The following is a 24,938-nucleotide window of genomic DNA, read 5'->3' as shown; positions in this document are numbered from 1 at the left end:
GCTCGACCATAATCAGGGCCGGCGCATGCAGCGATCTTGCAAAATGCTTGCAGAGGAGTCGCGCCGGCCCGCACACGCAGCGACGGCAGGGAAGTGCACATGGAGTTTCGGGTCCTCGGGCCGGTGGAGATCTGGTCCGAGGGTGTCCGCGTCGCCATCGGAGGACGACAGCCCCGGTTGCTCCTGGCAGCGCTCGTCCTGGCGGCCAATCGACCGGTACCTGCGGACCGGCTCATCGACCTGATCTGGGCGCAGGCGCCCCCACCCAGCGCACGAGCGACGGTGCAGGCCATGGTCTCGCGCCTACGAGCCACCTTCCGGCAGATCGGTGCATCCGCGCAGCTGCTGAGCGAGCGCGGCGCCTACCGGCTGCACACCGATCCGGCGACCATCGACGCACACCGCTTCTCCGCCCTCGTCCAGCAGGCCGCAGGCTCTTCCGACGATCTCACCACCGTGCAGTTGCTGGACCAGGCGTTGGACCTGTGGCGAGGTGAGCCACTGCTCGACGTCGTCGACGATTCCGGACGCCAACTGCTCTGTTCGGGTCTCATCGAGGCCCGTTGGACGGCTGCGGAGGACCGGGCGGACGCGCTGCTGCGGCTGGGCCGCACGAGGAGAGTGGTGCGCGAGGTGTCCGACCAGGTGGCCGGACAGCCCTATCGGCATCGCCTCGTCGGTCAGCTCATGACAGCCCTGTATCTCGAGGGCCAGGCCGATCGAGCATCGGAGGTCTACCGCAATCTCCGCACCCGGCTACACGACGATCTCGGCCTGGAACCGTCACGCGAGCTCAGCCGCCTGCACCGGCTCATCCTCAGGGGCGATCCGGTGCTGCCGGCGGAACGCGACGACGCACTGTCGAGCGTGCCGCACCGTCCGGAAGAGCTGCCACAGGACGTACCAGGTTTCATCGGTAGAACTGACGAGATGACCCATCTCGACCAGCTGTCGGGCGGATCCAGCGCCACGACGGTCTGGGTTGTCAGCGGAATCCCCGGAGTCGGAAAGACGGCGCTGGTGGTGCGCTGGGCGCACCGGGTACGTGACGCCTTCCCCGACGGTCAGATGTTCATCGACCTGCGCGGCTTCGACGTCGAGCGTCCACCCGTCACACCGTCCGCCGCGCTCGGACAGCTACTCGGTGGGCTTGGTGTCGACCCCCGCGTCGTTCCGGACGATCAGGACGGCCGGGTCTCGCTGTTCCGCTCGACGATGACCGGCCGCAGGATTCTGCTGGTGCTGGACAACGCGCGTGACGCTGACCAGGTGATACCGCTGATCCCGCCCAGCGGCACCGTTCTGATCACCAGCCGTCGCCGGCTCGGTGAGCTGGTCGTCCGGGCCGGCGCCCGATCTCTGCTGCTGGGCGTCCTCAGCCCGACGGACTCCGTGCGGCTGCTGGCGGCGATGCTCGGCGACGAGGCCGTTCGGGTCGAGGCCGGCGCCGCGGCTCGCCTCGCCCGCCTCTGCGGGCACCTGCCACTGGCACTGCGGATAGCGGCAGCGAACCTACAGACGAGCGGCCATCCCCACATCACCGGACTGGCCGAGGAACTCGACGAGGGTGGTCCTCTCACCAGCCTAACCGTCGACGGTGCCGACGAGGGCGCGGTCACGAAGGCCTTCGCGATGTCGTATCGGGCCCTGCCCACCGCTCAGCAACGAATGTTCCGTCACATCGGGCTGGTCCCCGGTGGCAGCTTCACCGCCCACGTCGCCGCCGCGCTCGAGGGGGTCGCACCCCCCATCGCGACGAGAACACTCCGCGCCCTCGCGTCCGCACACCTGATCGAGCATCAGGGAGGCGACAGATACCGGTTTCACGACCTGCTCCGCCAGTACGCCGTGGACCGGCTCGTCACGGAGGACGACGACACCACCCGTCACGACGCCCGGCAGCGTCTACTTGAGCACTATCGCAGCAGGGCCGACGCCGCCGGACGTCAACTCATCCCCCACTTCCTCAGGCTCCCCGGGCCGGTCCCGCAACAATCGTTTCCCGATGCCGACGAGGCGTCGGCGTGGCTGGACGCAGAGGCAGCTAATGTCATCGCGGCGATCAATCACGCCGCCGAACACGGGCATGCACGCTTTGTCTGGCAGCTCACCGACGCCCTACGCGCCTGGTTCCACCAGCGTGGACGCCGCGCCGAGTGGCTGTCCGCAGCCACCGCAGGGTTGGCTGCCGCGGAGGCCGCGAACGACCTGACAGCCCAGGCCAGCATGCACCTGAGCATCGCCCTCGCCCACGTCACCGCCGGCCGATACGAGGAAGCCCGCCATCACCTCCTCGACGGCCTCCGCATCAACGCCCATGACCGGTGGCCGGAGGGACGCACGGCCCTGTTGAACAATCTCAGCGCGGTGCATCAGCGCCTCGGCAACCCCCGAGCCGCAATCGACTGCGCCCAACAATCCCTGGAGCTCAACCGGCAATACCGCAACGACGGCGGCGAGGCCATGTCCCTCGCCAACCTCGGCTTCGCATACTGGCAGCTCGGCGCGCTGTCACAGGCGGACCAGCACATCCGGGACGCACTAGCCTGCGCGGAACGGAGCGGCTCACGGTACAACGAAGCGGTACTTCTGGTTGACCTCGCGGGCATCCGCCGCGACCGTGGAGACCGGGAAGCCGCCGAGGAGTTGTACGACCGTGCGCTGGTCGCCAACCGCGATCTGGGCTATCAGTACGGCGAGGCGACGGCGCTCAGCGGACGTGCGTTGTTGTGGTCGATGACCGACCGCGCACCACGCGCCTGCGCCGACGCGCGACATGCAGTGGCGTTGACGCAGGAGATCGGCGACGCCGGCACCGAGGCGTGGGCACGCGAGGCTTACGGCCGCGTGCTGCTGGCCGCTGAACGGCCAGCAGAGGCAGCCGAGGAACACCGCCTGGCGCTCGTCCTGGCCCGGCAGACCCGGTTCGTGTGGTGCGAGGCGAGTGCCCTGGTGGGGCTGGCGGCGGTGTGCCTGGCCACCGAGCAGCCCGACGTCGCTCGCGAGCACGCCAAGGCCGCGCTGCGCATGGCGAACGAAGCCGGTTACCGGCTGATCGAGTCGCGCGCGCTTGGACTGTTGAAGACGCTCGTTGACGGGTCCGGAAGGGCTGTTGAAGCAGTTGACCAAGACGGTCTTGGAGACCGTGTTGAACGAGGAGATGACCGACTGGTCCCACCGGCCCCTCGACGAGATTTATGCCGCGGTGTTCATCGACGCGATCGTGGTCAAGGTCCGTGACGGGCAGGTCGCGAACCAGCCGTTCTACGCCGCGATCGGCGTCACCCTCGACGGGGACAAGGACATCCTCGGCCTGTGGGCCGGCGCCGGTGGTGAGGGCGCGAAGTTCTGGATGAGCGTGCTGACCGACCTGCGCAACCGCGGCGTGAAGGACGTGTTCTTCCTCGTCTGCGACGGCCTGAAAGGCCTGCCCGAGGTCGTCACGAACGTGTGGCCCCGCACAGTGGTGCAGACCTGCGTGATCCATCTGATCCGCAACACGTTCCGGTGCCATCCCATGTCGGCCGTTCCTCCGCGGTGGGCATCGCCGTTACCGCACCCGTTACGGCGAACGGTCAAGGAACTGCCCTGCCGCCCCATCCAGAATGGACTGTTGAGGAAACACAGCCCGCAAAAGCGTCCTAGTACGGCAGCCGCCGTTCGGGATCATGGCTGGAGTTCGAGGTTGAGGCGTCGGGCGTAGTGGGCTTGGCGGGCTCGGGCTTGATGGCGGCGGCGCCAGTCTGACCAGCGCAGACGGTGGGTGAGGTCGCGGATCGGGCGGAGTACGAGGGTGTTGATCAGCCGGCGGGTCTCGTTGACGGTCAGCTTGATCAGTCCTGTGTCGGTGGAGTCGTCGTCGGCGTCGGCGGCGCAGATCGCCAGAACGGCGAGGGCGGCCAGGGCCAGGGTGGTGAAGCGGTGCCAGGAGTCCCAGCGGCGGACCTGGTGCTGGTCGAGGCCGACCTGGCCCTTGGCGGCTTGGAAGCTTTCCTCGACTGTCCAGCGGATGCCCGCGACCCGCACGAGTTGGGCAAGAGTGGCCTGTTGCGGGGTCCAGCAGCGGTAGAAGGCCAGCTCGCCGGTGGTGGTGTTGCGGCGGATCAGGAGGCTGTGGTGGCCGCCGTCGTCGGGGTCGGCATCGGTGCAGACGTCGTCGAGCCAGGCCCAGTCGTAGAAGCGTGGCCCTTTCGACCCGGCGCCTGCGCTGCGGCGCTGCCACACCGAGGCCGGTAGGTCGGCGGCGACCCGGTCAGCCCGCACCCGAGTCTTGCCGCCGTCGAGAGGGACCAGGTGACTGCGGGAGACGCCCAGGACATAGCCCAGGCGGTGTTCGCGCAGGTGAGCGCGGAAGACGCTGCTGTTGCCGTAGGCCTCGTCCGCAGCCGCCCACGCGGCGGGGACGCCGGCGTCGACCGCAGCGGTGATCATGTCGGCGGCCAGCTCGGACTTCGTGGCGAAGACGACCTCATCGGGAACCCCGGCGGCCTGGCATCTGTCCCGGTCATCGGTCCACGACACCGGCAGGTAGACCCGGCGGTCGATCAGCGTGTGCCCGTGCCGGCTGGCGTAGCCGCAGAACACCCCTACCTGCGCGTTCTCGATCCTGCCGGCGGTGCCGGTGTACTGGCGTTGCACCCCGACCGAATGCGTGCCCTTCTTCAGGTCCCCGGTCTCGTCGACGACCAACACCGCGTCCGAGTCGCCGAACCGGGCCACGACCACGTCGCGCAGATCGTCGCGGACGGCGTCGGCGTCCCACACCGCCCGATACAACAGCCTCTGCATCGCGTCCGGCCGGGCATGCCCGGCCTGCTCCGCCAACTGCCAACACGTCTTGACCTCGACATCCGAGAGCAGCCCGGCCACGAACGCCGTCGCCGTGCGCCGCGGCTCGACCCGCCCGAACCGTCCCGCGAACGCCTCGCACACCCCGGCCAGAACCTGCCGCCACCGGGCAGGGTTTACGCTGTGGCACGCGGCCACCGCCAGATCTGAAGTTATGTCCACAGCAGACAGACGATCACGCGGTGGCCGCACCTCGTCTACCCGGCCCCACCAGCGACATCTCAAACGGCGGCTGCCGTACTAGGATTCGATGCTTGGGGGGCTGGGTACGCCTGAGTGTGGCCGTGACAGCGCTCCAATCCAGCACCGGCGACGGTGCGGCGGACGATCGCAAGGCGACTGCGCTGCGAGCGGTCTCGGTGGTACCGCCCCCACTCTGACCAGGACGGCAGGGGACCTGGAGCTGCGGATCCCGAAGCTGCGCAGCGGTTCGCTCTTCCCCAGCCTCCTCGATCGTCGGCGGCGGGTGGATAAGGCGTTGTTCCCAATGGTGATGGGGGCCTACCTGCACGGCGGGTCCATTCGCAAGGTGGACAACCTGGTCAAGGCGTTGGACGCCGACACGATTTACACCTCGCCGGAGGTCTCATCTCGTATCAAGCCGCCACGCCGTCAACAACGCTCATGGTCACTGCAACGAGTTGATGTGCCGTACGCGGCCATGAACATGTCCAGCAGTCCGTCGACCGCGTTCTCGTCGATGGGGCGGGTTGACAGCAGCCAGCGGTAGTAGAGAGTGCCGCATAGCACCTCGGCGGCGAATTCCAGGTCCGCTCCTGGGGCGAGTTCACCGGTGCGCTGAGCGCGGGTGATCCGGTCGAGGGTGCTCTGCTCGACGGTGGCCAGGAACCGTTCGTGCAGGGTCGCCCGTAGCGTGGAATCGGCCTGCGCCTCGGCGATGACTCCGCGGTAGACGGGGCCGATCGGCGGGCTGGATAGGGCCAGGCTTGAGCGTAGGAACTGTTCGCGCAAATCCGCACGGACGTCCCCGGCGTTGCGGTAGTCCAGATCGCTGGTCCACACGAGGCTGAGCGCGTCGAGCAGCAGCGCCGCGATGGACGGCCAACGCCGGTAGATCGTGTGCTTTCCGACCCCGGCCCGCCTGGCGACCGCCTCGATGCTCAGTCCCGCGTAACCGACCTCCGCGGCCAGATCGAGGGTCACTCGCAGCAGTTCTTCAGTGCGCGCAGCGCCTCGGCGCCGTGGCGTGGCAGGCGTGTCGGTCATGCCGCGATCCTATCGGCACACGGCGTGCCGTTGACAATGCAGCGGGCTGCGTGCAACATTAGGCCCCGATCGGCACGGTGCGTGCCGATGGAGGAGTGTGGTGGCACGTCGCCACCCGCGGGCCCAGGATTGCGCCTCATCAAATCCGCAAGGAGTGATCTGCCATGAGCAGCACCGAAAACAGTGAGCACGAAGGATTCGCGGCCGAGGAGCGGGCCGCGATGAAGGACCACGCCCAGGAGTTGAAGAAGGCCGTGCGCCGACGGCCCGCAACCTGTCGGCGACGGCCGACCACCGGATGGCCGCAGCGGCCAAGCCCGACTTCGAGCCGGTAGGGGTGCTGCACCAGGTGAAGGCGCCCACGCTGGTCATCGAGGGCAGCCACGAGCCGGTCAAGCCGGGGCACGGCACGATCATCCCGAGCAGATCGCGCCCACGGCAGGGTGACACGATCAAAGATCGATCGAGATAAATCATCATGATTTCACCCGGCAACGCGCCGCTGGGTGAGGAATCGTCAACCGAGGCCAGAATCCACGGAAATGGGGAGTAGCGAAGTGCGTGTGCTGTTGACCGCGTGCGGGTCACGCGGGGATGCGACGGAAGCGTACGAGCGGAGTCGCCAGTGATGAACGCCGACGTGGTCATTGTGGGCGCCGGTCCGACCGGGCTGATGCTAGCCGCTGAGCTGCGTCTGGCCGGTGTGCGACCGCTGCTGCTGGAGCGGCAGCCGCAGCGCCGGGACATCCCCAAGGCCGGTGGTCTCGGCGGGCAAATCCTGGAGCTGCTGCGCTACCGGGGCTTACTGGAACGCTTCGAAGCCGCCTGCCCCGGCCCCGGCCTCGCCCCCCGGTTCCCGTTCGGCGGCGTGCACCTGGACTTCACCCAGCTGCCGGATCCCCCGCTGCACGCCCTGCCGATGCCGCAACCGCTGCTGGAGCGGCTGCTCGATGAACGCACCGGCGAACTCGGTGTCGACGTCCAACGTGGGCACGAGGTGATCGGGGTAAGCCAGGACGAGGCCGCGGTGACCGTGGAGGTGCGGGGCCCGGACGGGCCGTACCGGATCAACGCCCGCTACCTGGTGGGCTGCGACGGCGCGCGCAGCCGCATCCGCGACTGGGCTGGCATTGGCTTCCCCGGCACCACCTATCCGGAGGTCAACCGGCTGGCCCAGGTCACCCTGCCCGACACGGTGACCGTGCTCGGCAACGGCGATCTCGACGTGCCCGGCTTCGGCACCATCCGCGCCGGTTTCACCCGCACGGACCACGGCCTGCTCGGCGTCGGCTCATCGCCCGACTCCAAGGTCGTCTCGGTCTACACCATCGAAGACGAGAACACCGAATACGACGACGACGTCTCGATGACCGTCACCGAACTGCAGGACAGCGTCCGCCGCGTGCTCGGCGCGCACCTGCCGGTCGCCGAGGCGCCTCGGCTGTCGCGCTTCACCTTCAAGGCCCGCCAAGCCGAGCGCTACCGGGCCGGGCAGACCCTGCTGGCCGGGGATGCGGCGCATCTGTTCCCGGCCACCGGGGTAGCCCTCAACGCCGGCATGCTGGACGCGGTCAACCTGGCCTGGAAGCTGGCCGCCGACCTGCACGGCTGGGCGCCGCCCGGCCTGCTGGACACCTACCACGGCGAACGCAGCCAGGCCGCCGCCCGAACCATGCTGCACACCCGCGCCCAGGTGGCACTCCGGCGCGGGCACGACGCGGCCGCCGAAGCACTGCGGGAGGTCTTCTCCGAACTGCTCACCGACGAGCAGCCGCTGCGTCGCATGGGAGCGCTGGTATCCGGTACCGACATCCGTTACCCGATGCCCGGTGCCGGCCACCACCCGCTGGCCGGCACCTTCGCCCCCGACCTCACCCTGCACACCGACCAGGGCGTCACCAGCGTCGCGGAGCTCATGCTTGGTGCGCGGCCCGTCCTCCTCGACCTCGCCGACCGGCCGGACCTGCGCGAGGCCGCCCGGGACTGGCGGCATCGCGTCGACCTCCACACCGCCAAGACCGACGATCGACCGGCCGACGCGCTCCTGATCCGGCCGGACGGCCACATCGCCTGGGCCGCGACCCTCGATGAACCCGCCGACACCGCCGCGCCCGCGCTGCGCGAAGCGCTCTCCGGCTGGTTCGGCACACCCTGAAACGACGACCAGATCGCCCACGCTCACGGATGCGGGGCCCCTGACCTTAGCGTCCAGAGGAACTCAAGGGATGTTTCGCAAGCCTCAGCGACGCGGGCGCAGCCCGTTGAGAGCGGTCTCGACGACGCTGTCGGCATAGTCGGGGGTAAGCGCTCTGCTGCGCTGGAGCCATCGGTTGAGCAGGGGCCCCCAAAGCATGTCGACGGCCACGTCGAGGTCGAGGTCCTCGGCCAGCTGCCCAGCCCGCTGGGCGCTGCGCAGTCGTTGTTTCTTCAGTTCTCTCATCGGGCTGTCCAGCCGTTCGGCGTAGAGAGCGGCGAGTGTCGAATCATGGGTGATCTCTGTGTTCAGGGCGCGCATCGGCTCGTCGTAGCGCGGATCGTTGAGTTCCTCGATCGTGGCTCGAAGTACCCCCTTCAGGTCTGCCTCCAGATCACCAGTGTCGGGCAGGGCACTCCCTCCGCCGTCTGGTTGCTCGCTGAGCATGAGGAAGGAATCGAAGAGGACCGCCCCCTTGGAGGGCCACCAGCGGTAGATCGTTTGCTTGCCAACACCAGCCCGGGCTGCGATGCCCTCGATGCTCAGCTTGGCGTATCCCACCTCCTGCACCAGCTCGAAGGCTGCGGCGAGGATGGCCCGCCGAGAGGCTTCGTTCCGGCGGGTCGCGTTGGAGGGGGACGTGCGGTGTGTCGTCATACCGCAACCCTAACAAACTAACTAGACGAGACGGTCCGTCTTGACCCAGCACAAGGGGAGTTGGTACCGTCGCCATTATGACGAGACGGACCGTCTCGTATAGTCAACGCAGCCGATCGGAGTCCTGCATATGCACACCCCGGATAGCGCCTCCTCCCGCACCTGGTTCATCACCGGAGCCAGCCGCGGCCTGGGCCGTGCGTTCGCTCTCGCCGCACTGGAGCGCGGCGATCAAGTGGCCGCCGCCGCCCGCACCATCGTCCGGCAGGACTTCGACGACCGGTACGGAGATCGGCTACTTGCCCTTCCCCTGGACGTGACCGACCGCGACGCGGTGTTCGCCGCCGTGAACGCCGCCGTCGAGCACTTCGGTCGGCTCGACATCGTGGTGAACAATGCTGGGAGCATGTCCTCGGGCATGGTCGAGGAGTTCACCGAGGCCGAGGCGCGCGCCCAACTGGAGGTCAATCTCTTCGGGGCGATGTGGGTCTGCCAGGCCGTCCTGCCGCACCTGCGGGCCCAGTCATCCGGTCACATCGTGCAGGTCTCCAGCATCGCCGCCCTGGGCGGTTTCCCGAGCACCGGCATGTACAGCGCGAGCAAGTTCGCGCTGGAGGGCATGAGCGAGGCACTGGCGACGGAGGCCGCGCCGTTCGGTATCAAGCTCAGCATCGTCCAGCCCGGCGGCTACTGGACCAACCTGTACACCAGCATGACGACGACAGCAGCCTTGGCGGAATACGGCCCGTTGCGCGCCGAGCTGGAAAAGCACTGGGCCGAGGGCTCGATCGACAGTGAGCCGCGTCTGGCCGCCGACGCGCTGCTGAAGCTGGTCGACAGTGAAGACCCGCCGCTGCGGCTGCTGCTCGGCAGCATGGTCTACGACCTGGCCTTCGACATCTGCCAGCGGCGGATGGAGACCTGGGCTGCCTGGGAGCAGGTCAGTCGCGCTGCCGAGCACGCCGTGCCCGCCCCCGAAATCGCTAGTTGACCGACGGACCGGCGTCAACACCGGCCTTTCCGGCACCAGAACCGCCGCACCGCCAGCTCCGGCAGCGACAGTCCACTCGACCGCGCCGACATCAGGAGGACGCTTATGCGCATCGGTCATCCCTCATCCGACACTCAACTCGCCCTGTCCGGCGTCACCAAGCGGTATGACGACAGGATCGTGCTGAACGAGGTCTCGCTCACGGTCAAGCCCGGCGAAAAGGTCGGTGTGATCGGCGACAACGGATCCGGAAAATCCACTCTGCTGCGCCTGCTCGCCGGACGAAGCCGACCCGACAACGGCTCCGTCACCGTCGCGGCGCCCGGTGGCGTCGGCTATCTGGCCCAGACCCTGGACCTGCCCGGAACGGCCCTCGTCGGCGACGCCGTCGATCTCGCGCTGGCGGACCTGCGCGACCTGGAGCGCCGGATACGGCAGGCCGAGTTCGGCCTGGGTGAGGCCACGCCCGCCGAGCTGGCCCTCTACGGCGAACTGGTCGCCCGGTTCGAAGCCCGCGAGGGATATCAGGCCGACACCCGGGTCGAGATCATGCTGAACGCACTCGGCCTGCCCGGACTGGACCGCAACCGCCTGCTGGGCACCTTGTCGGGCGGGCAGAGGTCCCGGCTCGCGCTGGCCGTGACCCTGGCCGCGGCTCCCGAGGTGCTGCTCCTCGACGAACCCACCAATGACCTTGACGACCAGGCCGTCGCCTGGCTGGAGAGCCACCTGCGAAATCACCGGGGTACCTTGATCGCGGTCACTCACGACCGGCTTTTCCTGGAGCGGGTCACCTCCACCATCGTGGAGGTAGACCACGATCTGTCCACTGTTCACCGTTACGGCAACGGCTACACCGGATTCCTGGAGGCCAAGGCGGCGGCCAAGGCACGCTGGGCGAGAGAGCACCAGGAGTGGCGCGCCGAGTTGATCCGCCAGGAGGGGCTGGCTGATTCCCATGCGAAACGGCTGGCCGCCATCCCGCGCAAGGCCCCGGCCGCCTTCAGCGGGGCGGGCGCGTTTCGCGCCAGATCACGGGCGCACGGGGCGATGAGCAGGATCCGCGGCGCTCGTGCACGGCTGAAACGGCTCCATCTGAACCGAGTTCCGCCGCCTCCGCCGCCTTTGCGGTTCACCGCCCACGTCACCGTTGCCGACATCGGCACCGCCGGCCCCCTCGTGGAACTGACGGACGTGCGTGTCGGCGAGCGCCTGTACGTCGAGTCACTGCGAATCCAACCGGGAGCACGCCTGCTGGTGACCGGACCCAACGGAGCGGGCAAGACCACGCTCCTGCGCGTCTTGGCCGGCGAACTCGCCCCCGGCACCGGCACAGTCCGCCAGGCTCCCCGCGTGGGTCACCTGCGTCAGCAGAACGGCATGGTGTACAACGCAGGCACGGTCCTGGAAGCGTTCGCGGCAGGGCGACCGGGAGATCCAGCCGAACACGCCGATGCGCTGCTCGCGCTGGGACTGCTCCGCGCCACCCATCTCGCCTCGCCGGTCAAGGCTCTCTCTCCCGGACTGCGTCGCAGGCTCGAACTCGCCCGCATGGTCAGCGAACCGGCCGATCTGCTGCTCCTGGACGAACCCACCAACCACCTGTCCCCAGACCTGATGGACGACTTGCAGAATGCTCTGACCGATTACGAGGGTTCGCTCGTCATCGTCACCCACGACCGGCGCATGCGGGCTGCCTTCACCGGCTCCCACCTAGAGCTCAAGGCGGGCAGGGCGACCCTGCCCCACATCGCTGTGTGACCACGACGGGGCCCGCTCGTCGTCCACAAGCACATCCTGGCTGACCCGGGCAACGACCCGCACGTCATCAACCTGCGGGGCCGGCTCCAGTGCGGAACGATATGGCTGATATCGGCGGGTAATCCCGCATAGGTGAGCCGAGTTCTGCCGTCGCCGCCGGGACGGACCGCGCCAACGCCCGGCCACTCGCTCCGCTGCCCGAACCGATCATCGCCCCGGACGCTCGCCCACCTTGCACATCCACCGACGTAACCGGCTCGGTGGCATCCTCCATGAGTACGGACATGCCGCTTGACCTGCCTGGATGGAAACCTCGGCAGGCACAGGGCCAGCTTCTACACCACTCACCCGGCGCCTGGCCACTGATGTGGAACACCGGCCCGGCCGCGACCGGCCGTACCGGGCGCGGGTGCGGTGGACCGATCCGACCAGCAAGCGCCGGCTATCCAAGTCAATGACGGTCGCCACGCCGGAAGAAGCGCAAGCCTGGCTCGACGGCATGGCCAGCGCCGCACAGGGTGGCGTCGACCCGGTCGCCGCTACCAAGCGACTCGCCGAGTACGGCGAGAGCGTGATGACGCTGGCCCTACGCGGGTTGGAACGCAAGACGCTTGATCCGTACCTGGCAGGGTGGCGCAAGCGCGTGGTGCCGACGCTCGGCCACATTCCCGTTCGGATGATTACCAATGGTGCGGTGGATCGTGCGGTGCACTCCTGGATCGCCGATGAGTACAGCCGATCCACGGTGAAGAACAGCCTCGCCGTGCTGGTCCGGGTGATGGAACAGGCCGTACGTGACGGCATCATCCAACGGAATCCCGCTCAGGTCACCGGGTGGCAGCGCGAATATCAGCGGGCCGAAGACGAGTTGGACGATCCTCGCTCGCTCGCACTGCCCGATTGGGAAACGCTGACCGCTCTTGCCGCTGCGCTGGTCAACCGGTCCGCGAATCACTTCACCGGGTGGGCCGAGGTGGTGATATTCGCGGCGTGTACGGCCGCGCGAATCGGTGAGGTTTCCGGCGTGCGGGCCGAGGACATCGACCAGGAAACGTGGATGTGGACGGTCCGCCGCCAAACCACGCCCGGTCCCGGTGGCCTCATCGACAAGGGCACCAAGGGAAAGCGCGCCCGCACGGTGCCGCTGATCGAAGAGGTTCGGCCGATCGTGGCTCACCGCCTGGAGGCCGCGAGCAAGCCCGATTCCCGGCTGTTCACCGGGCCACGCGGTGGCCGGATCAGCACCGCCGTACTCCGTGACGCGACGCATTGGGATGAGGTGGTCACCAAGCTCGGATACGAACACCTACGCCGACACGACCTGCGGCACACCGGCCTTACCTGGATGGCCGACGCAGGCGTACCGGTGCACGTCCTACGGAAAATTGCCGGACACGGATCGCTGACCACGACCCAGCGCTACCTACACCCCGACCGGCAGTCGATCACGGACGCCGGAACGGCGCTCAGCGCCCACTTGAAGGCCCGCCGGTCCCCAAGTGGTCCCCAGCTACGCGCCGTCTAGATCAGCCAAATCCCCACTGTTCCAGTACGAATTAGAGGCCGTTGACCAGGGAGAATATCCCGGTCGACGGCCTCTTTTCGTGCTGTCGGGACGGCCGGATTCGAACCGACGACCCCTTGACCCCCAGTCAAGTGCGCTACCAAGCTGCGCCACGTCCCGATGCCCCCGCCAGGTCTCCCCCGCGGCAGCCGGTACAGCTTAGCGCAGGATCTTCGCACCGTGCGCAGAGGCCCCTCCCGCGCCGCGCGCCACACCCCCTAGAGCGTCCTAGGAGGGTGGCATGCAGCAAAGAGCCCGTCAGCCGTGGGCCTTGCCCCGGCCGCCGGGGCCGAGCTTCTTGCGCGGGCGTACCGAGATCTCGATCGGGCTGCCCTCGTAGCCGAACTCCTCGCGGAGCTTGCGCTCGACGAAGCGCTGGTAGCCGGCGTCCAGCGGCCCGGTGGTGAACAGCACGAACCGCGGCGGCGCCGCCCCGGCCTGGGTGGCGAACAGGATGCGTGGCGCGCGTCCGCCGCGTACCGGGTGCGGGGTGGCCTGGACCAGCGCGGTGAGCCACTGGTTGAGCTGCGCGGTGGGAATGCGCGTCTCCCAGCTCGCCAGCGCCTTGCGCAGCGCCGGCGCGAGCTTGTCGACGGCGCGGCCGGTCTTCGCGGACAGGTTCAGCCGGATCGCCCAGGGGATGCGCCGCAGCTCCCGGTCGATCTCCTTGTCCAGGTAGTAGCGGCGGTCGCCGTCGACCAGGTCCCACTTGTTGAACGCGATGACCAGCGCCCGGCCGGACTCGACGACCATGGTGAGGATCCGCTGGTCCTGCTCGCTGATCACCTCGCTGGAGTCGATCAGCACCACGGCGACCTCGGCCGCCTCGATCGCCGAGGCGGTGCGCAGGCTGGCGTAGTACTCGGTGCCGCTGGCCTTGCCGACCCGCTTGCGCAGGCCGGCGGTGTCGACCAGCTGCCACGTCTCGCCGCCGATCTCGACCAGGCTGTCGACCGGGTCGACTGTGGTGCCGGCCACCGAGTCGACGACCGCCCGCTCCTCGCCGGAGAAGCGGTTGAGCAGGCTGGACTTGCCGACGTTGGGGCGGCCGACCAGGGCGACCCGGCGCGGGCCGCGCGGCCGGTTCTCCACGATCTTCGGCGCCTCTGGTAGCGCGTCCAGGATGGCGTCGAGCAGGTCGCCGGAGCCGCGGCCGTGCAGCGCCGAGACCGGGAACGGCTCACCGAGGCCGAGCGACCACAGCGCGGTCGCTTCCATCTCGATGGTGGTGTTGTCGGCCTTGTTCGCGATGAGGATGACCGGCTTGGCGCTGCGGCGCAGCATCTTCACCGCGGCCTCGTCCACGTCGGTGGCGCCGACCATGGCGTCCACCACGAACAGCACCACGTCGGCGGTGCCCACCGCGATCTCGGCCTGGGCGGCGATGGCCGCTGCCCGGTCCTTGGCGTCTGGCTCCCAGCCGCCGGTGTCCACCACGGTGAACGACCGGCCGTTCCACTGCGCGTCGTAGGGCACTCGGTCCCGGGTCACGCCGGGGATGTCCTCCACGACCGCCTGCCGGCGGCCGATGATGCGGTTGACCAGCGTGGACTTGCCGACGTTGGGACGGCCGACCACTGCCACCACGGGCTGCGGGCCGGTCGGCTCACCGGAGTCGGCCTCCGGCTCGCGCAGCTCCACCCAGCCACCGAAATCATTGTCACTCATGCCACGCCCCGCTCCGTGAGCATCTCGCGCAAGCGAGCCACGACCTCGTCGATGCCCAGCTCGGTGGTGTCCAGCACCACCGCGTCGGGGGCCTGCTGGAGCGGGTTGACCTTGCGGGTCGAGTCGAGCCGGTCCCGGCGGGCCAGGTCGGCGGCGGTCGCCGCGACGTCGGCGGCGTCCTCGGCGCTGCGCCGCTTCGCGCGCGCCGCCTCGGAGGCGGTCAGGTACACCTTCAGGTCCGCGTCCGGCGCGACCACCGTACCGATGTCCCGGCCTTCGACCACGATCCGGCCCGCGTCGGCGATCACCCGCCGCTGCCGGTCCACCAGCAGCTCGCGTACGGCGGCGACGGCGGCCACCGCGGAGACGGCTCCGGTCACCTCGGCGCCGCGGATGGCGGTGGACACGTCGGTGCCGTCGACTGTCACGGCGTACCCCTGGGGGTCGGTGCCGATGCGGAGGTCGGCCTCGGCGGCGACCTTCGCGACCGACTCGGCGTCGGTGAGTTCCACGCCGGAGCGCAGGACCGCCCAGGTCAGCGCCCGGTACATGGCGCCGGTGTCGAGGTAGCGGGCGCCGAGGCCCGTCGCCAGTCGTCGCGACACGGTGGACTTCCCCGAACCGGACGGCCCGTCCACAGCGACCACGCATCGCCCGGCCGGTACGTTTTCCTCCACCGTTGTCCTCCTCAGCCCGTACCTCGCAGGTCGCGCGGTGTGTCCGGCGCCGTTGAGCGGATGGTTCTGTCGTCAATTCTGCCCGCGCCGCGCGGGCGTCCCGCCGGGCCGGCGTGTGCCGGCCCGCGGACCGCGTCGAAGCCTACCGGGAGCCGTACCCCGATCGTCGGGGTCAGTCACCCACCGCCTTGAACAGGGCGGCAACCTCCGCGTTGGTCAGCCGCCGCATCCGCCCGGTGCGCAGGTCGCCGAGCTTGATCGGACCGATCGAGGTACGGATCAGACGGGACACCGGGTGTCCCACCTCGGCCATCAGGCGCCGGACGATGTGCTTGCGCCCCTCGTGCAGGGTCAGCTCCACCTGGGCGGATTTACCGAGCGTGTCGACCAGCTTGAACCCGTCGACCTTCACCGGCCCGTCCTCCAGCTCGACGCCGGCGGTCAGCCGCTTGCCCAGGTTGCGCGGGATCGGCCCGGCCACCTCGGCGAGGTAGGTCTTGAGTACCTCGTACGACGGGTGCATGAGCTTGTGGGCGAGGGTGCCGTCGTTGGTGAGCAGGAGCAGGCCCTCGCTGTCGGCGTCCAGTCGCCCGACGTGGTAGACCCGCTGCTCCAGCCGCGCGCCGATGAAGTCGGCGAGTTCGGTGCGGCCCTTCTCGTCAGCCATCGTGGTGACGACGCCGCGCGGCTTGTTCATCGCCACGTAGACCAGGCGGACGTCGGCCTGGAGCCGCTCCCCGTCGACGACGATCACGTCGCGGGCCGGGTCGGCCTTGTCGCCGAGCTGCGCCACCCGCCCGTTCACTGTCACCCGGCGCCGGAAGATCAGGTCTTCGCAGGCGCGCCGGGAACCCACCCCCGCGGCGGCGAGCACCTTCTGGAGGCGCTCGGCGCCCTCGTACACGGGGGCGTCGGGCTTCGGGGCACGGTCATCGCGTCGCATCGGCAAGCTCTTCTACGTCGTCGGGAAGGAACGGGGCGAGCGGCGGCAGGTCGTCCACCGAGTTCAGCCCCAGCTTCTCCAGGAACATGGTGGTGGTCCGGTAGAGGTAGGCGCCGCTGTCCGCTTCGGTGCCGCACTCCTCGACCAGGCCGCGACCCACCAGGGTACGGAGCACCCCGTCGCAGTTGACACCCCGGATGGCCGAGATGCGGGAACGGGTCACCGGCTGCCGGTAGGCGACCACGGCCAGGGTCTCCAGCGCGGCCTGGGTCAGCCGCACGGACTGCCCGTCCAGTACGAACCGTTCCACGTACGTCGCGTATTCCGGCCGGGTGTAGAGACGCCAGCCACCCGCCGCCCGGCGCAGGTCGAACCCGTGCCCTGCGGCGGTGTACCCGGCGGCGATCTCGTCGAGCATCGCGCCGACCCGCTCGGGGGCCTGTTCGAGGACCTCGGCCAGGACCAGCTCGCTGACCGGCTGGTCCACCACGAGCAGGATCGCCTCCAGGGCGCCGCGCAGCTCCGCGTCGTCCAGGACCGGCGCGGGCACCGGTTCCGGCGCGGCCCGCCGCCGTCCCCGCTTCGGGGGTACGCCCTCAGCACCCGCTCCCCCACCCACCCCCTGCCCCGCGTCGTCCCCGACCCCGACCTCCCCCGAGATCTTGGTACGGTCCCGCCCCTCAGAGGGCGCCCCCGTACCAAGATCCGGGCTGGGCGGGACATCTGCGGAGGACTCCGACGCGGTGTCCGGGATGTCGGGGTCCGGGTGCTCGGCCGGTGCGTCGGAGTCGTCCGAAGCGGGCTTGGGCGGGACGGGGCGCTCCCACGGGGGCACCCAGGCGGCGGCCTGGTCGGCCAGGGAGTCGCGGCGTTCCTGGTCGCTCATCCGTTCACTCCTGCGTCGGTGCGGGTTCGTCCGCCGCCTCGGTGGGCACGGCGGCGTCGGATGCGGCAGCCGCGGCGACGCCGCCCGGCACGGTGGCGGCAGCGGATTCGGCGGCATCGCCGGCCACCGCGTCGGCGTCGTCGGGCGGAGCAGCCGAATCGTCGGCCGGCGCGGCGGGGACGGACGTGGTCGTGGGCTCGGGGCTGCCGGCGTACTCGTCGACTGTCAGCTCCGCGTCGCCGTCGGCCGGGCCGGTCCAGCGGACGGTCAGTTCCTCCAGCGCCTGCTCCTGCACGAACGCGACGAGACCCTGCCGGTACAGCTCCAGCAGCGCCAGGAACCGGGCCACCACCTCGAGCGTCATCTCGCAGTCGGCGCAGAGCAGCGAGAACGTGGCGATCCCGGCGCGGCGCAGCCGGTCGGCGATGATGCCGGCGTGTTCCCGGACGCTGACCCGGACCATGTGCACGTGCGCGATGGACACCTCGGGCACCGGCTTCGGGCTCATCGCCCTGACCGCGAGCGTGCGCAGCCGCTCCGGGCCGATGCCGAGCACCAGGTCGGGCAGCGCCTCTGCGTACCGCGGTTCGAGGGTGACCGCCCGCGGGTAGCGCCGGCCGCCGACCGCCTCCAGCTCGGCGATGTGCGCGGCGGCCTCCTTGTACGCCTTGTACTGCAGCAGCCGGGCGAACAGCAGGTCCCGCGCCTCCAGCAGCGCCAGGTCCTCCTCGTCCTCGACCTCGGCCGAGGGCAGCAGCCGGGCCGCCTTCAGGTCGAGCAGCGTGGCGGCGACGAGCAGGAACTCGCTCGTCTCGTCCAGGTCCCACTGGTCGCCCATGGCGCGCAGGTACGCGATGAACTCGTCGGTGACCTTGTGCAGCGCGACCTCGGTGACGTCCAGCTTGTGCTTGCTGATCAGCTGGAGCAGCAGGTCGAACGGGCCGGTGAAGTTGTCCAGCCGGACCGTGAAGCCACTCGCCTGTTCGCCGGTGCCCGGGTCGGCGGGCACCACACCGGCGACCTCGGCGGCCAGCTCCGCGGCGACGGCGGGGTCGCCGGGGCCGTGCGGCGGGTCGAGGGGCGGTGCGGTCACCGGGAAACCGTAGACGACGCGGCGGGCGGCCGGCGTGCGCCCTACCGGTCCGCCTGGGCGGCGATGACCTCCCGGGCGAGCTGCCGGTAGTTGCGCGCGCCGGAGGAGGCCGGGTCGAGGGTGGTGATCGGCGCACCGGCCACCGTGGACTCGGGGAACTTCACCGTCTTGGTGATGACGGTCTGGTAGACCTTGTCGCCGAACGCCTCGACCACCCGCTGGAGCACCTGGCGGCAGTGGGTGGTGCGGCTGTCGTACATGGTGGCGAGGATGCCTTCGAGTTCCAGGTCGAAGTTGAGCCGCTCGCGCACCTTGTCGATGGTGTCCAGCAGCAGCGCGACACCGCGCAGGCTGAAGAACTCGCACTCCAGCGGGATGAGCACGCCGTGCGCGACGGTGAGCGCGTTGATCGCCAGCAGGCCCAGCGAGGGCTGGCAGTCGATCAGGATGAAGTCGTACTCCTTGCGGATGGTCCGCAGCACCCGCGCCAGGGCCATCTCGCGGGCGACCTCGTTCACCAGCTGGATCTCGGCGGCGGAGAGGTCGATGTTGGCGGGCAGCAGGTGCAGGCCGGCCACGTCGGTCTTGATGAGGACGTCCTCGGCGGTGACGTCGTCCTGCATCAGCAGGTTGTAGACCGACAGGTCCAGGTTGTGCGGGTTGACGCCCAGCCCGACGGAGAGGGCGCCCTGCGGGTCGAAGTCGACGAGCAGCACCTTGCGGCCGTACTCGGCCAGGGCCGCGCCCAGGTTGATGGTCGTCGTGGTCTTGCCGACGCCACCCTTCTGGTTGGCCATCGCGATGATCCGCGCCGGGCCGTGCCGGTCGGTCGGCATGGGTTCGGGGATCGGCTTGCGCATGGTGTAGGCGGCCGGGTCGGCGGGGCCGAGATCGGCACCGAGCGTCGCCTGCTGCTCACGGAGCTCCGACGTCCAGGTCTCGGCACGGTCACCGTTTCCTGCCATGTCCTCGTTGCCCCCTCCCGACGACCACCCGGCGTCGGAGCCGTCCGACGTCCCTCGCGGCGCCGCTGCGCACCCCCGGTCCGTCGCACCTGGAGGCCCGCGCCGATGCCGACTGTACGCCACCGGCCAGCAGCGCGTTCGGTAGCGGGTCGGCGTGTCGGCCGCCCGTCAGCCGGGGCTCGCCACGTCGGCGCTCAGCGGGCGCGCGGATGCGCTGTCGCGTACACCTCGCGCAGCCGCTCCACCGTCACCAGCGTGTAGACCTGGGTGGTGGTCACCGAGGCGTGGCCGAGTAGCTCCTGCACCACGCGCACGTCCGCGCCGCCGTCGAGCAGGTGGGTGGCGTACGAGTGGCGCAGCGTGTGCGGCGAGACCGCGTCGGGTCCGTCGACCGGCAGGCCGGCGCGTGCGGCGGCGGTACGCAGCACCGCCCAGGCGCCCTGCCGGGTGAGCGGGCCGCCGCGCGCGTTGACGAACACCGCGTGGGTGCCGCGCCCGGCGGCGAGCAGCGCCGGGCGGCCCCGGACCAGCCAGGCGCGCAGCGCGTCGGCCGCGTACCCGCCGACCGGGACCAGCCGGGTCCGGCCGCCCTTGCCGCGCAGCAGCACGGCGCCGGCGTCCAGGTCGAGGTCGTCGACGGCGGCGCCGACCGCCTCGGAGATGCGCGCGCCGGTGCCGTACAGGAATTCCAGCAGCGCCCGGTCGCGCAGCGCACGGGCGGCGGCGTCACCGGTGGCGCCGGGCATGTCGGCGGCCTCCAGCAGCCGCAGGACCGCGTCGACGGGCAGCGCGCGGGGCAGCCGGCGCGGCGGCGCGGGCGGGCGGACGTCGCGGCTGGGGTCGGCGCCGGCGAGTCCCTCGCGCAGCGCGAAGCGGTGCAGGCCGCGGACCGCGCTGGCCGCGCGGGCGGCGGAGGAGACGGCGAGCGGCGGGTGGTCGTCGTCGCCGGCGCGCAGCCGGGCCAGGTGGGCCTCGACCTGCGCGGGCCCGGCGGCGGCCAGGTCGTCCACCCCGGCGGCGGCCAGCGTCGCGAGGTAGCGGTCCAGGTCCCGGCGGTACGAGGCGAGCGTGTTCGCGGACAGCCCGCGTTCGACGGTGAGGTGGTCCAGATAGGTCCGGACCGCACGGCGCAGGGCCGGCGCGGGTTCCGCGCCGGCCGCGCGCACGGCGGCGTCGGTCAGCTCAGCACCTCGTCCAGCGGCAGCACATCCATGCCGTGCGCCTCGGCGACCGGGCCGTAGACGACCTTGCCGGCGTGGGTGTTCAGACCAAGGGCCAGCGCCGGGTCGTTGCGCAGCGCCTGCTGCCAGCCCTGGTTCGCCAGTTCGAGCGCGTACGGCAGGGTGACGTTCGTCAGCGCGTAGGTGCTGGTGTTCGGCACCGCGCCCGGCATGTTCGCCACGCAGTAGAAGATCGAGTCGTGGACCTTGTAGACCGGGTCGGCGTGCGTGGTCGGACGCGAGTCCTCGAAGCAGCCGCCCTGGTCGATGGCGATGTCGACGAGCACGCTGCCCGGCTTCATCCGGGAGACCAGCTCGTTGGAGATGAGCTTCGGGGCCTTCGCGCCGGGCACCAGCACCGCGCCGATGACCAGGTCCGCGTCGAGCACGGCCCGCTCGATCTCGTACGCGTTGGAGGCGACGGTCTGCAGGTGGCCCCGGTAGATGGCGTCGGCGGAGCGCAGCCGGGCCACGTTCTTGTCCAGCAGCAGCACCTCGGACTGCAGGCCGAGCGCGATGGCGGCGGCGTTGAGGCCGGACACGCCCGCGCCGATGACCACGGTCTTGGCCGCGTACACACCGGAGACGCCGCCGGGCAGCACGCCCCGCCCGCCGCCGGTACGCATCATGTAGAAGGCCCCCACCTGCGGGGCGAGGCGGCCGGCCACCTCGGACATCGGGGCCAGCAGCGGCAGCGAGCGGTCGGGCAGCTCGACCGTCTCGTACGCGATGCCGGTGACCTTCCGGTCGACGAGCGCGTCGGTGCACTCGCGGGACGCGGCCAGGTGCAGGTAGGTGAACAGCACCTGCCCCTCGCGCATCCGGTGGTACTCCTCGGCGATCGGCTCCTTGACCTTCAGCACCAGATCGGCGGTGTCCCACACCTCGTCGGCGGTGGCCAGGATCTTCGCGCCGGCGGCGGCGAACTCGTCGTCGGTGATGCTGGAACCGACTCCCGCGCCTGCCTCCACGAAGACCTCGTGGCCGTGGCGGGTGAACTCGTTGACGCCGGCGGGCGTGATCGCCACCCGGTACTCGTGGTTCTTGACCTCGCGGGGGATTCCGACCTTCACGATGCAGACACCTTCCTCCGGGGCGGCTCACCCCCGACTGCGCGGCCGCGCCGGCTCCGTTGCCGGCGCGGTCCTCCTGTCCCGCCGGCGGCAGTCTAGGCCCGTGGGAAGCCCACGGACGGCGACACTGTGACATCCGGTGCCCGCTGGTCCTGACGGTGTGTCAGGCATTGCCTCGGACTGCCCGGTGGAGACGCCATCCGCCGAGAGGACAAAGTTCGATGACATCTTCCCATCGGCTGAGCCGCGAGGCCGACAAGACGTCAACCGATCACTATTGTGTCCGCTCATGACCACTCCTTATCAGCAGTACCCGCAGGGCGTCTCGGACAAGAGCAAGGTCGTCGCGGGTGTACTCGGCATCGTGCTCGGCTTCTTCGGTGCCGGGCGGTTCTACATGGGCGACACCAAGACCGGCGTCCTCCAGCTCGTGGTGAGCGTCGTGACCTGTGGCTTCGGCGCGCTCTGGGGCACCATCGACGGCATCCTGATCCTGGTCAACGGTGGCGTCGACGGGCAGGGCCGGCCGCTGCGCGACTGAGCGCCCACACACGGAAGGGGCCGCGCGGTGCGTCGCACCGCGCGGCCCCTTCGTCGTCCGTGCCGGATCAGCGCGGCAGCGGCGCCTCCGGGCGGCGCAGCTCGGTGAAGCCGGTGTCGCGGGCGCGGGCGGCGGCGAGCAGACCGGCCACACAGGACGCGTTGGTGATCTCGCCGGCCAGCACCATCCGCACCGCCTCGTCCAGGTCCACGCGGACCACCTGGAGGTCGGCCTCCTCGTCGTGCCGGTCGTGCCGCTGCTCGGCCGGCACGTCGGCCAGGTCGCGGGCCAGGAACACCCGCACCACCTCGTCGGCGAAACCGGGCGAGCTGTGCAGGTCGACGAGCACGTCGACGCGCCCGGCGGTCAGGTCCGCCTCCTCGGCCAGTTCCCGCAGCGCGGCGGCGGCCAGGTCCTCGCCGCCGACGTCCATCAGCCCGGCGGGCAGCTCCCACAGGTGCCGGCCGACCGGGTGCCGGTACTGGCGGATCAGCACCACCTGACCGGCGTCGTCGAGCGCCACCACGGCTACCGCGCCGACGTGCCGCACGTAGTCACGGGTCGCGCTGCCGCCACCGGGCATGGTGACGTCGTCACTGACCACGGAGAAGATCCGGCCGGACCAGATCTGGCGGCGGCCGGTCACCTCGTACCGGTGCTCGACGCCGCTCACGCCGCCACCCCGCACGCCCGCGCGGACCGGCCGCTCACTTGGCCGAGGCCTTCGCGCCACCGCCGCGGCCGGCCTTCTTCGACGCGCCGTCCAGGTCCACCGGCAGCTGGTCGGCCTGCGAGTACGCCACGGCGGCGCCGACGAACGCGGCGAACAGCGGGTGCGGCCGGGTGGGGCGGCTCTTGAGCTCCGGGTGCGCCTGGGTGGCCACGAAGAAGGGGTGCAGGTTGCGGTCCAGCTCGACGAACTCGACCAGCCGCCCGTCCGGCGACGTGCCGGAGATGGTCAAGCCGGCCTTGGTGAGCTGGTCGCGGTAGGCGTTGTTCACCTCGTACCGGTGCCGGTGCCGCTCACTGACCTCGGTGCTGCCGTACGCCTCAGCGACGATCGAGCCCTCGGCCAGCTTCGCCGGGTACGCCCCGAGCCGCATGGTGCCGCCCAGGTCGCCGCGCCCGGCGACGATGTCCTCCTGGTCGGCCATGGTGGCGATGACCGGGTGCACGGCCTCCTCGTCGAATTCGAGGGAGTTCGCCCCGTCGAGGTTGGCCAGGTGGCGGGCCACCTCGATGGTCATGCACTGCAGGCCGAGGCAGAGGCCCAGCAGCGGGATGCCGTTCTCCCGCGCGTACCGGGCGGTGCCGACCTTGCCCTCGATGCCGCGGACGCCGAAGCCGCCGGGGATCACGATGCCGTCGACGCCGGACAGCGCGGCGGCGGCGCCCGCCGGGGTCACGCAGTCGTCGCTGGGCACCCACTTGAGCTGCACCCGGGCGCGGTGGCCGAACCCGGCCGCCCGGATCGCCTCACTGACCGACAGGTACGCGTCGGGCAGGTCGACGTACTTGCCGACCAGCGCGACGGTGATCGTGTGCCGGGGCTGGTGCACCCGCTCCAGCAGGTCGTCCCAGCGGGTCCAGTCCACGTCGCGGAACGACAGGCCGAGCCGGCGCACCACGTACGCGTCGAGGCCCTCGCGGTGCAGCACCTTCGGGATGTCGTAGATGCTCGGCGCGTCCGGCGCGGCGGTGACCGCCTCCCGGTCGACGTCGCAGTACAGCGACAGCTTCTCCTTGACCTTCTCCGGGATCTCCCGGTCGCAGCGCAGCACCAGCGCGTCGGGCTGGATGCCGATGCTGCGCAGCTGCGCCACCGAGTGCTGGGTCGGCTTGGTCTTCAGCTCGCCCGACGGCGCCAGGTACGGCACCAGCGAGACGTGCAGGTAGAAGCAGTTGTCCCGGCCCAGGTCGTGGCGGATCTGCCGGATCGACTCCAGGAACGGCAGCGACTCGATGTCGCCGACCGTGCCGCCGACCTCGGTGATCACCACGTCGGGCACCTGGCCGTCGGCGTCCGGGTCGGCCATGCCGCGGATGCGGGCCTTGATCTCGTTGGTGATGTGCGGGATGACCTGCACCGTGTCGCCGAGGTACTCCCCGCGCCGCTCCTTGGCGATCACCGCCGAGTAGATCTGGCCGGTGGTGACGTTCGCCTTGCCGGAGAGGTCCCGGTCGAGGAACCGCTCGTAGTGCCCGACGTCGAGGTCCGTCTCGGCGCCGTCCTCGGTGACGAAGACCTCGCCGTGCTGGAACGGGTTCATCGTCCCGGGGTCGACGTTCAGGTACGGGTCGAGCTTCTGCATCACCACGCGCAGTCCGCGCGCGGTCAGCAGACTCCCGAGGCTGGAGGCGGTGAGGCCCTTACCCAGCGAGGAGGCGACGCCCCCGGTGACGAAAATGTGCCTGGTCGTCCGTGCTGTAGGGGCCAAGGCCTGCTCCCGTGTCGTCCGTAGCGGTCGTGCGAACCGCCGTGCCGATCAGCAGAGTGATCACGCGATCCACGGGATTCCACGGTAACACCATCCGGACCGTGAGCCGGCGTCGCACCCGCTGTCGGCGCACGTGAGGCCGGTGCCGGCCCTCCCCCGGCGCTCCCGTGGCGCTCCTCCGGCCCGGGTTCG

The 24,938-nt window shown here is 70.2% G+C and carries 20 protein-coding genes, 1 tRNA gene and 2 pseudogenes; 9 read left to right on the top strand and 14 right to left on the bottom strand.

Annotation, left to right across the window (positions count from 1 at the left end):
- Positions 1-99: 99 nt before the first annotated feature.
- Together CLT75_RS03860 and CLT75_RS03855 are read left to right on the top strand one after the other, a co-directional pair.
- Positions 100-3,240, top strand: coding sequence for an AfsR/SARP family transcriptional regulator (locus CLT75_RS03860; RefSeq protein ID WP_486485051.1), 3,141 nt, complete (start codon positions 100-102; stop codon positions 3,238-3,240).
- Positions 3,155-3,508, top strand: a pseudogene (locus CLT75_RS03855) (IS256 family transposase); the annotation flags it as partial. The gene CLT75_RS03860 and the pseudogene CLT75_RS03855, both read left to right, overlap by 86 nt.
- A 158-nt stretch (positions 3,509-3,666) precedes the next feature.
- Here CLT75_RS03855 and CLT75_RS03850 read toward each other — a convergent pair.
- Complete coding sequence (locus CLT75_RS03850; protein ID WP_420891099.1) at positions 3,667-4,986, bottom strand: IS701 family transposase; 1,320 nt, start codon at positions 4,984-4,986, stop codon at positions 3,667-3,669.
- A gap of 220 nt (positions 4,987-5,206) precedes the next feature.
- Here CLT75_RS03850 and CLT75_RS33015 point away from each other — a divergent pair.
- Positions 5,207-5,578, top strand: a pseudogene (locus CLT75_RS33015) (transposase); the annotation flags it as partial.
- Here CLT75_RS33015 and CLT75_RS03840 read toward each other — a convergent pair.
- Positions 5,461-6,075: a TetR/AcrR family transcriptional regulator gene (locus CLT75_RS03840; RefSeq protein WP_030274343.1), complete on the bottom strand. Its 615-nt coding sequence runs from the start codon at positions 6,073-6,075 to the stop codon at positions 5,461-5,463. The pseudogene CLT75_RS33015 and the gene CLT75_RS03840 sit on opposite strands and share 118 nt — an antisense overlap.
- Before the next feature lie 298 nt (positions 6,076-6,373).
- Between CLT75_RS03840 and CLT75_RS03835 the strand changes: the two genes are divergently transcribed.
- Both CLT75_RS03835 and CLT75_RS03830 read left to right on the top strand, forming a co-directional pair.
- Positions 6,374-6,547, top strand: coding sequence for a hypothetical protein (locus CLT75_RS03835; protein ID WP_209310261.1), 174 nt, complete (start codon positions 6,374-6,376; stop codon positions 6,545-6,547).
- Positions 6,548-6,703: 156 nt separating this feature from the next.
- Positions 6,704-8,230 (top strand): FAD-dependent monooxygenase, encoded by a 1,527-nt coding sequence (locus tag CLT75_RS03830; RefSeq protein ID WP_135239499.1) that lies wholly within the window; start codon positions 6,704-6,706, stop codon positions 8,228-8,230.
- An 84-nt stretch (positions 8,231-8,314) separates the two neighbouring features.
- On the opposite strand, the gene CLT75_RS03825 is transcribed toward CLT75_RS03830, so the two are convergent.
- Complete coding sequence (locus tag CLT75_RS03825; RefSeq protein WP_135239498.1) at positions 8,315-8,926, bottom strand: TetR/AcrR family transcriptional regulator; 612 nt, start codon at positions 8,924-8,926, stop codon at positions 8,315-8,317.
- 130 nt (positions 8,927-9,056) lie between these two features.
- Here CLT75_RS03825 and CLT75_RS03820 point away from each other — a divergent pair, with 130 nt between their 5' ends.
- From CLT75_RS03820 to CLT75_RS03805, 3 genes are all read left to right on the top strand, one after another.
- Positions 9,057-9,917, top strand: a complete 861-nt coding sequence (locus CLT75_RS03820) for an SDR family oxidoreductase (RefSeq protein ID WP_135239497.1) — start codon at positions 9,057-9,059, stop codon at positions 9,915-9,917.
- A 105-nt stretch (positions 9,918-10,022) separates the two neighbouring features.
- Entirely contained in the window at positions 10,023-11,678 is a 1,656-nt protein-coding gene (abc-f, locus tag CLT75_RS03815; protein ID WP_135239496.1) for a ribosomal protection-like ABC-F family protein, read from the top strand.
- A gap of 304 nt (positions 11,679-11,982) precedes the next feature.
- Positions 11,983-13,203: a site-specific integrase gene (locus CLT75_RS03805; protein WP_135239495.1), complete on the top strand. Its 1,221-nt coding sequence runs from the start codon at positions 11,983-11,985 to the stop codon at positions 13,201-13,203.
- Between the two features lie 85 nt (positions 13,204-13,288).
- Here CLT75_RS03805 and CLT75_RS03800 read toward each other — a convergent pair.
- The 9 genes from CLT75_RS03800 to ald form a co-directional block, all read right to left on the bottom strand.
- Positions 13,289-13,362 (bottom strand) — tRNA-Pro (locus CLT75_RS03800).
- A 138-nt stretch (positions 13,363-13,500) separates the two neighbouring features.
- Positions 13,501-14,910, bottom strand: a complete 1,410-nt coding sequence (der, locus tag CLT75_RS03795) for a ribosome biogenesis GTPase Der (protein ID WP_135239494.1) — start codon at positions 14,908-14,910, stop codon at positions 13,501-13,503.
- Positions 14,907-15,587 (bottom strand): (d)CMP kinase, encoded by a 681-nt coding sequence (cmk, locus tag CLT75_RS03790; RefSeq protein ID WP_135239493.1) that lies wholly within the window; start codon positions 15,585-15,587, stop codon positions 14,907-14,909. Before cmk ends, der begins: the two co-directional genes overlap by 4 nt.
- A gap of 172 nt (positions 15,588-15,759) precedes the next feature.
- On the bottom strand, positions 15,760-16,530 hold the full coding sequence (locus CLT75_RS03785; protein ID WP_135239492.1) for a pseudouridine synthase: 771 nt from the start codon (positions 16,528-16,530) through the stop codon (positions 15,760-15,762).
- Positions 16,517-17,416 carry an SMC-Scp complex subunit ScpB gene (gene scpB / locus CLT75_RS03780; protein WP_135239491.1) on the bottom strand — a complete coding sequence of 300 codons (900 nt, stop codon included), beginning with the start codon at positions 17,414-17,416 and terminating at the stop codon, positions 16,517-16,519. Before scpB ends, CLT75_RS03785 begins: the two co-directional genes overlap by 14 nt.
- Before the next feature lie 4 nt (positions 17,417-17,420).
- A complete protein-coding gene (locus CLT75_RS03775) occupies positions 17,421-18,509 on the bottom strand; it encodes a segregation and condensation protein A (protein ID WP_135239490.1) in 1,089 nt (362 codons plus the stop codon).
- A 41-nt stretch (positions 18,510-18,550) separates the two neighbouring features.
- The gene (locus tag CLT75_RS03770; protein WP_013285595.1) at positions 18,551-19,474 is read right to left on the bottom strand and encodes a ParA family protein; all 924 of its coding nucleotides are present in this window, start codon (positions 19,472-19,474) and stop codon (positions 18,551-18,553) included.
- Positions 19,475-19,668: 194 nt separating this feature from the next.
- Entirely contained in the window at positions 19,669-20,640 is a 972-nt protein-coding gene (locus CLT75_RS03765) for a site-specific tyrosine recombinase XerD (RefSeq protein WP_135239489.1), read from the bottom strand.
- A gap of 11 nt (positions 20,641-20,651) precedes the next feature.
- Positions 20,652-21,767: an alanine dehydrogenase gene (gene ald / locus CLT75_RS03760; protein ID WP_030274367.1), complete on the bottom strand. Its 1,116-nt coding sequence runs from the start codon at positions 21,765-21,767 to the stop codon at positions 20,652-20,654.
- A gap of 289 nt (positions 21,768-22,056) precedes the next feature.
- Here ald and CLT75_RS03755 point away from each other — a divergent pair, with 289 nt between their 5' ends.
- Entirely contained in the window at positions 22,057-22,308 is a 252-nt protein-coding gene (locus CLT75_RS03755) for a TM2 domain-containing protein (protein WP_018788825.1), read from the top strand.
- Positions 22,309-22,375: 67 nt separating this feature from the next.
- Here the strand turns inward: CLT75_RS03755 and CLT75_RS03750 are convergent, their stop codons facing one another.
- Both CLT75_RS03750 and pyrG read right to left on the bottom strand, forming a co-directional pair.
- On the bottom strand, positions 22,376-22,981 hold the full coding sequence (locus tag CLT75_RS03750; protein ID WP_135239487.1) for an NUDIX domain-containing protein: 606 nt from the start codon (positions 22,979-22,981) through the stop codon (positions 22,376-22,378).
- A gap of 34 nt (positions 22,982-23,015) precedes the next feature.
- Positions 23,016-24,746 (bottom strand): CTP synthase, encoded by a 1,731-nt coding sequence (gene pyrG / locus CLT75_RS03745; RefSeq protein WP_013285590.1) that lies wholly within the window; start codon positions 24,744-24,746, stop codon positions 23,016-23,018.
- Positions 24,747-24,938 lie beyond the last annotated feature (192 nt).

It is taken from the genome of Micromonospora sp. CNZ285, assembly GCF_004637285.1.
This window is presented reverse-complemented; position numbering and strand designations above follow the sequence as displayed.

Bases quoted from the DNA above. Each gene is read 5' to 3' on its own strand.
- CLT75_RS03860 (WP_486485051.1), top strand. From the start codon at position 100: ATGGAGTTTCGGGTCCTCGGGCCGGTGGAGATCTGGTCCGAGGGTGTC.
- CLT75_RS03840 (WP_030274343.1), bottom strand. From the start codon at position 6,075: ATGACCGACACGCCTGCCACGCCACGGCGCCGAGGCGCTGCGCGCACT.
- CLT75_RS03835 (WP_209310261.1), top strand. From the start codon at position 6,374: ATGGCCGCAGCGGCCAAGCCCGACTTCGAGCCGGTAGGGGTGCTGCAC.
- CLT75_RS03830 (WP_135239499.1), top strand. From the start codon at position 6,704: ATGAACGCCGACGTGGTCATTGTGGGCGCCGGTCCGACCGGGCTGATG.
- CLT75_RS03825 (WP_135239498.1), bottom strand. From the start codon at position 8,926: ATGACGACACACCGCACGTCCCCCTCCAACGCGACCCGCCGGAACGAA.
- CLT75_RS03820 (WP_135239497.1), top strand. From the start codon at position 9,057: ATGCACACCCCGGATAGCGCCTCCTCCCGCACCTGGTTCATCACCGGA.
- abc-f (WP_135239496.1), top strand. From the start codon at position 10,023: ATGCGCATCGGTCATCCCTCATCCGACACTCAACTCGCCCTGTCCGGC.
- CLT75_RS03805 (WP_135239495.1), top strand. From the start codon at position 11,983: ATGGAAACCTCGGCAGGCACAGGGCCAGCTTCTACACCACTCACCCGG.
- der (WP_135239494.1), bottom strand. From the start codon at position 14,910: ATGAGTGACAATGATTTCGGTGGCTGGGTGGAGCTGCGCGAGCCGGAG.
- CLT75_RS03785 (WP_135239492.1), bottom strand. From the start codon at position 16,530: ATGCGACGCGATGACCGTGCCCCGAAGCCCGACGCCCCCGTGTACGAG.
- scpB (WP_135239491.1), bottom strand. From the start codon at position 17,416: ATGAGCGACCAGGAACGCCGCGACTCCCTGGCCGACCAGGCCGCCGCC.
- CLT75_RS03770 (WP_013285595.1), bottom strand. From the start codon at position 19,474: ATGGCAGGAAACGGTGACCGTGCCGAGACCTGGACGTCGGAGCTCCGT.
- CLT75_RS03755 (WP_018788825.1), top strand. From the start codon at position 22,057: ATGACCACTCCTTATCAGCAGTACCCGCAGGGCGTCTCGGACAAGAGC.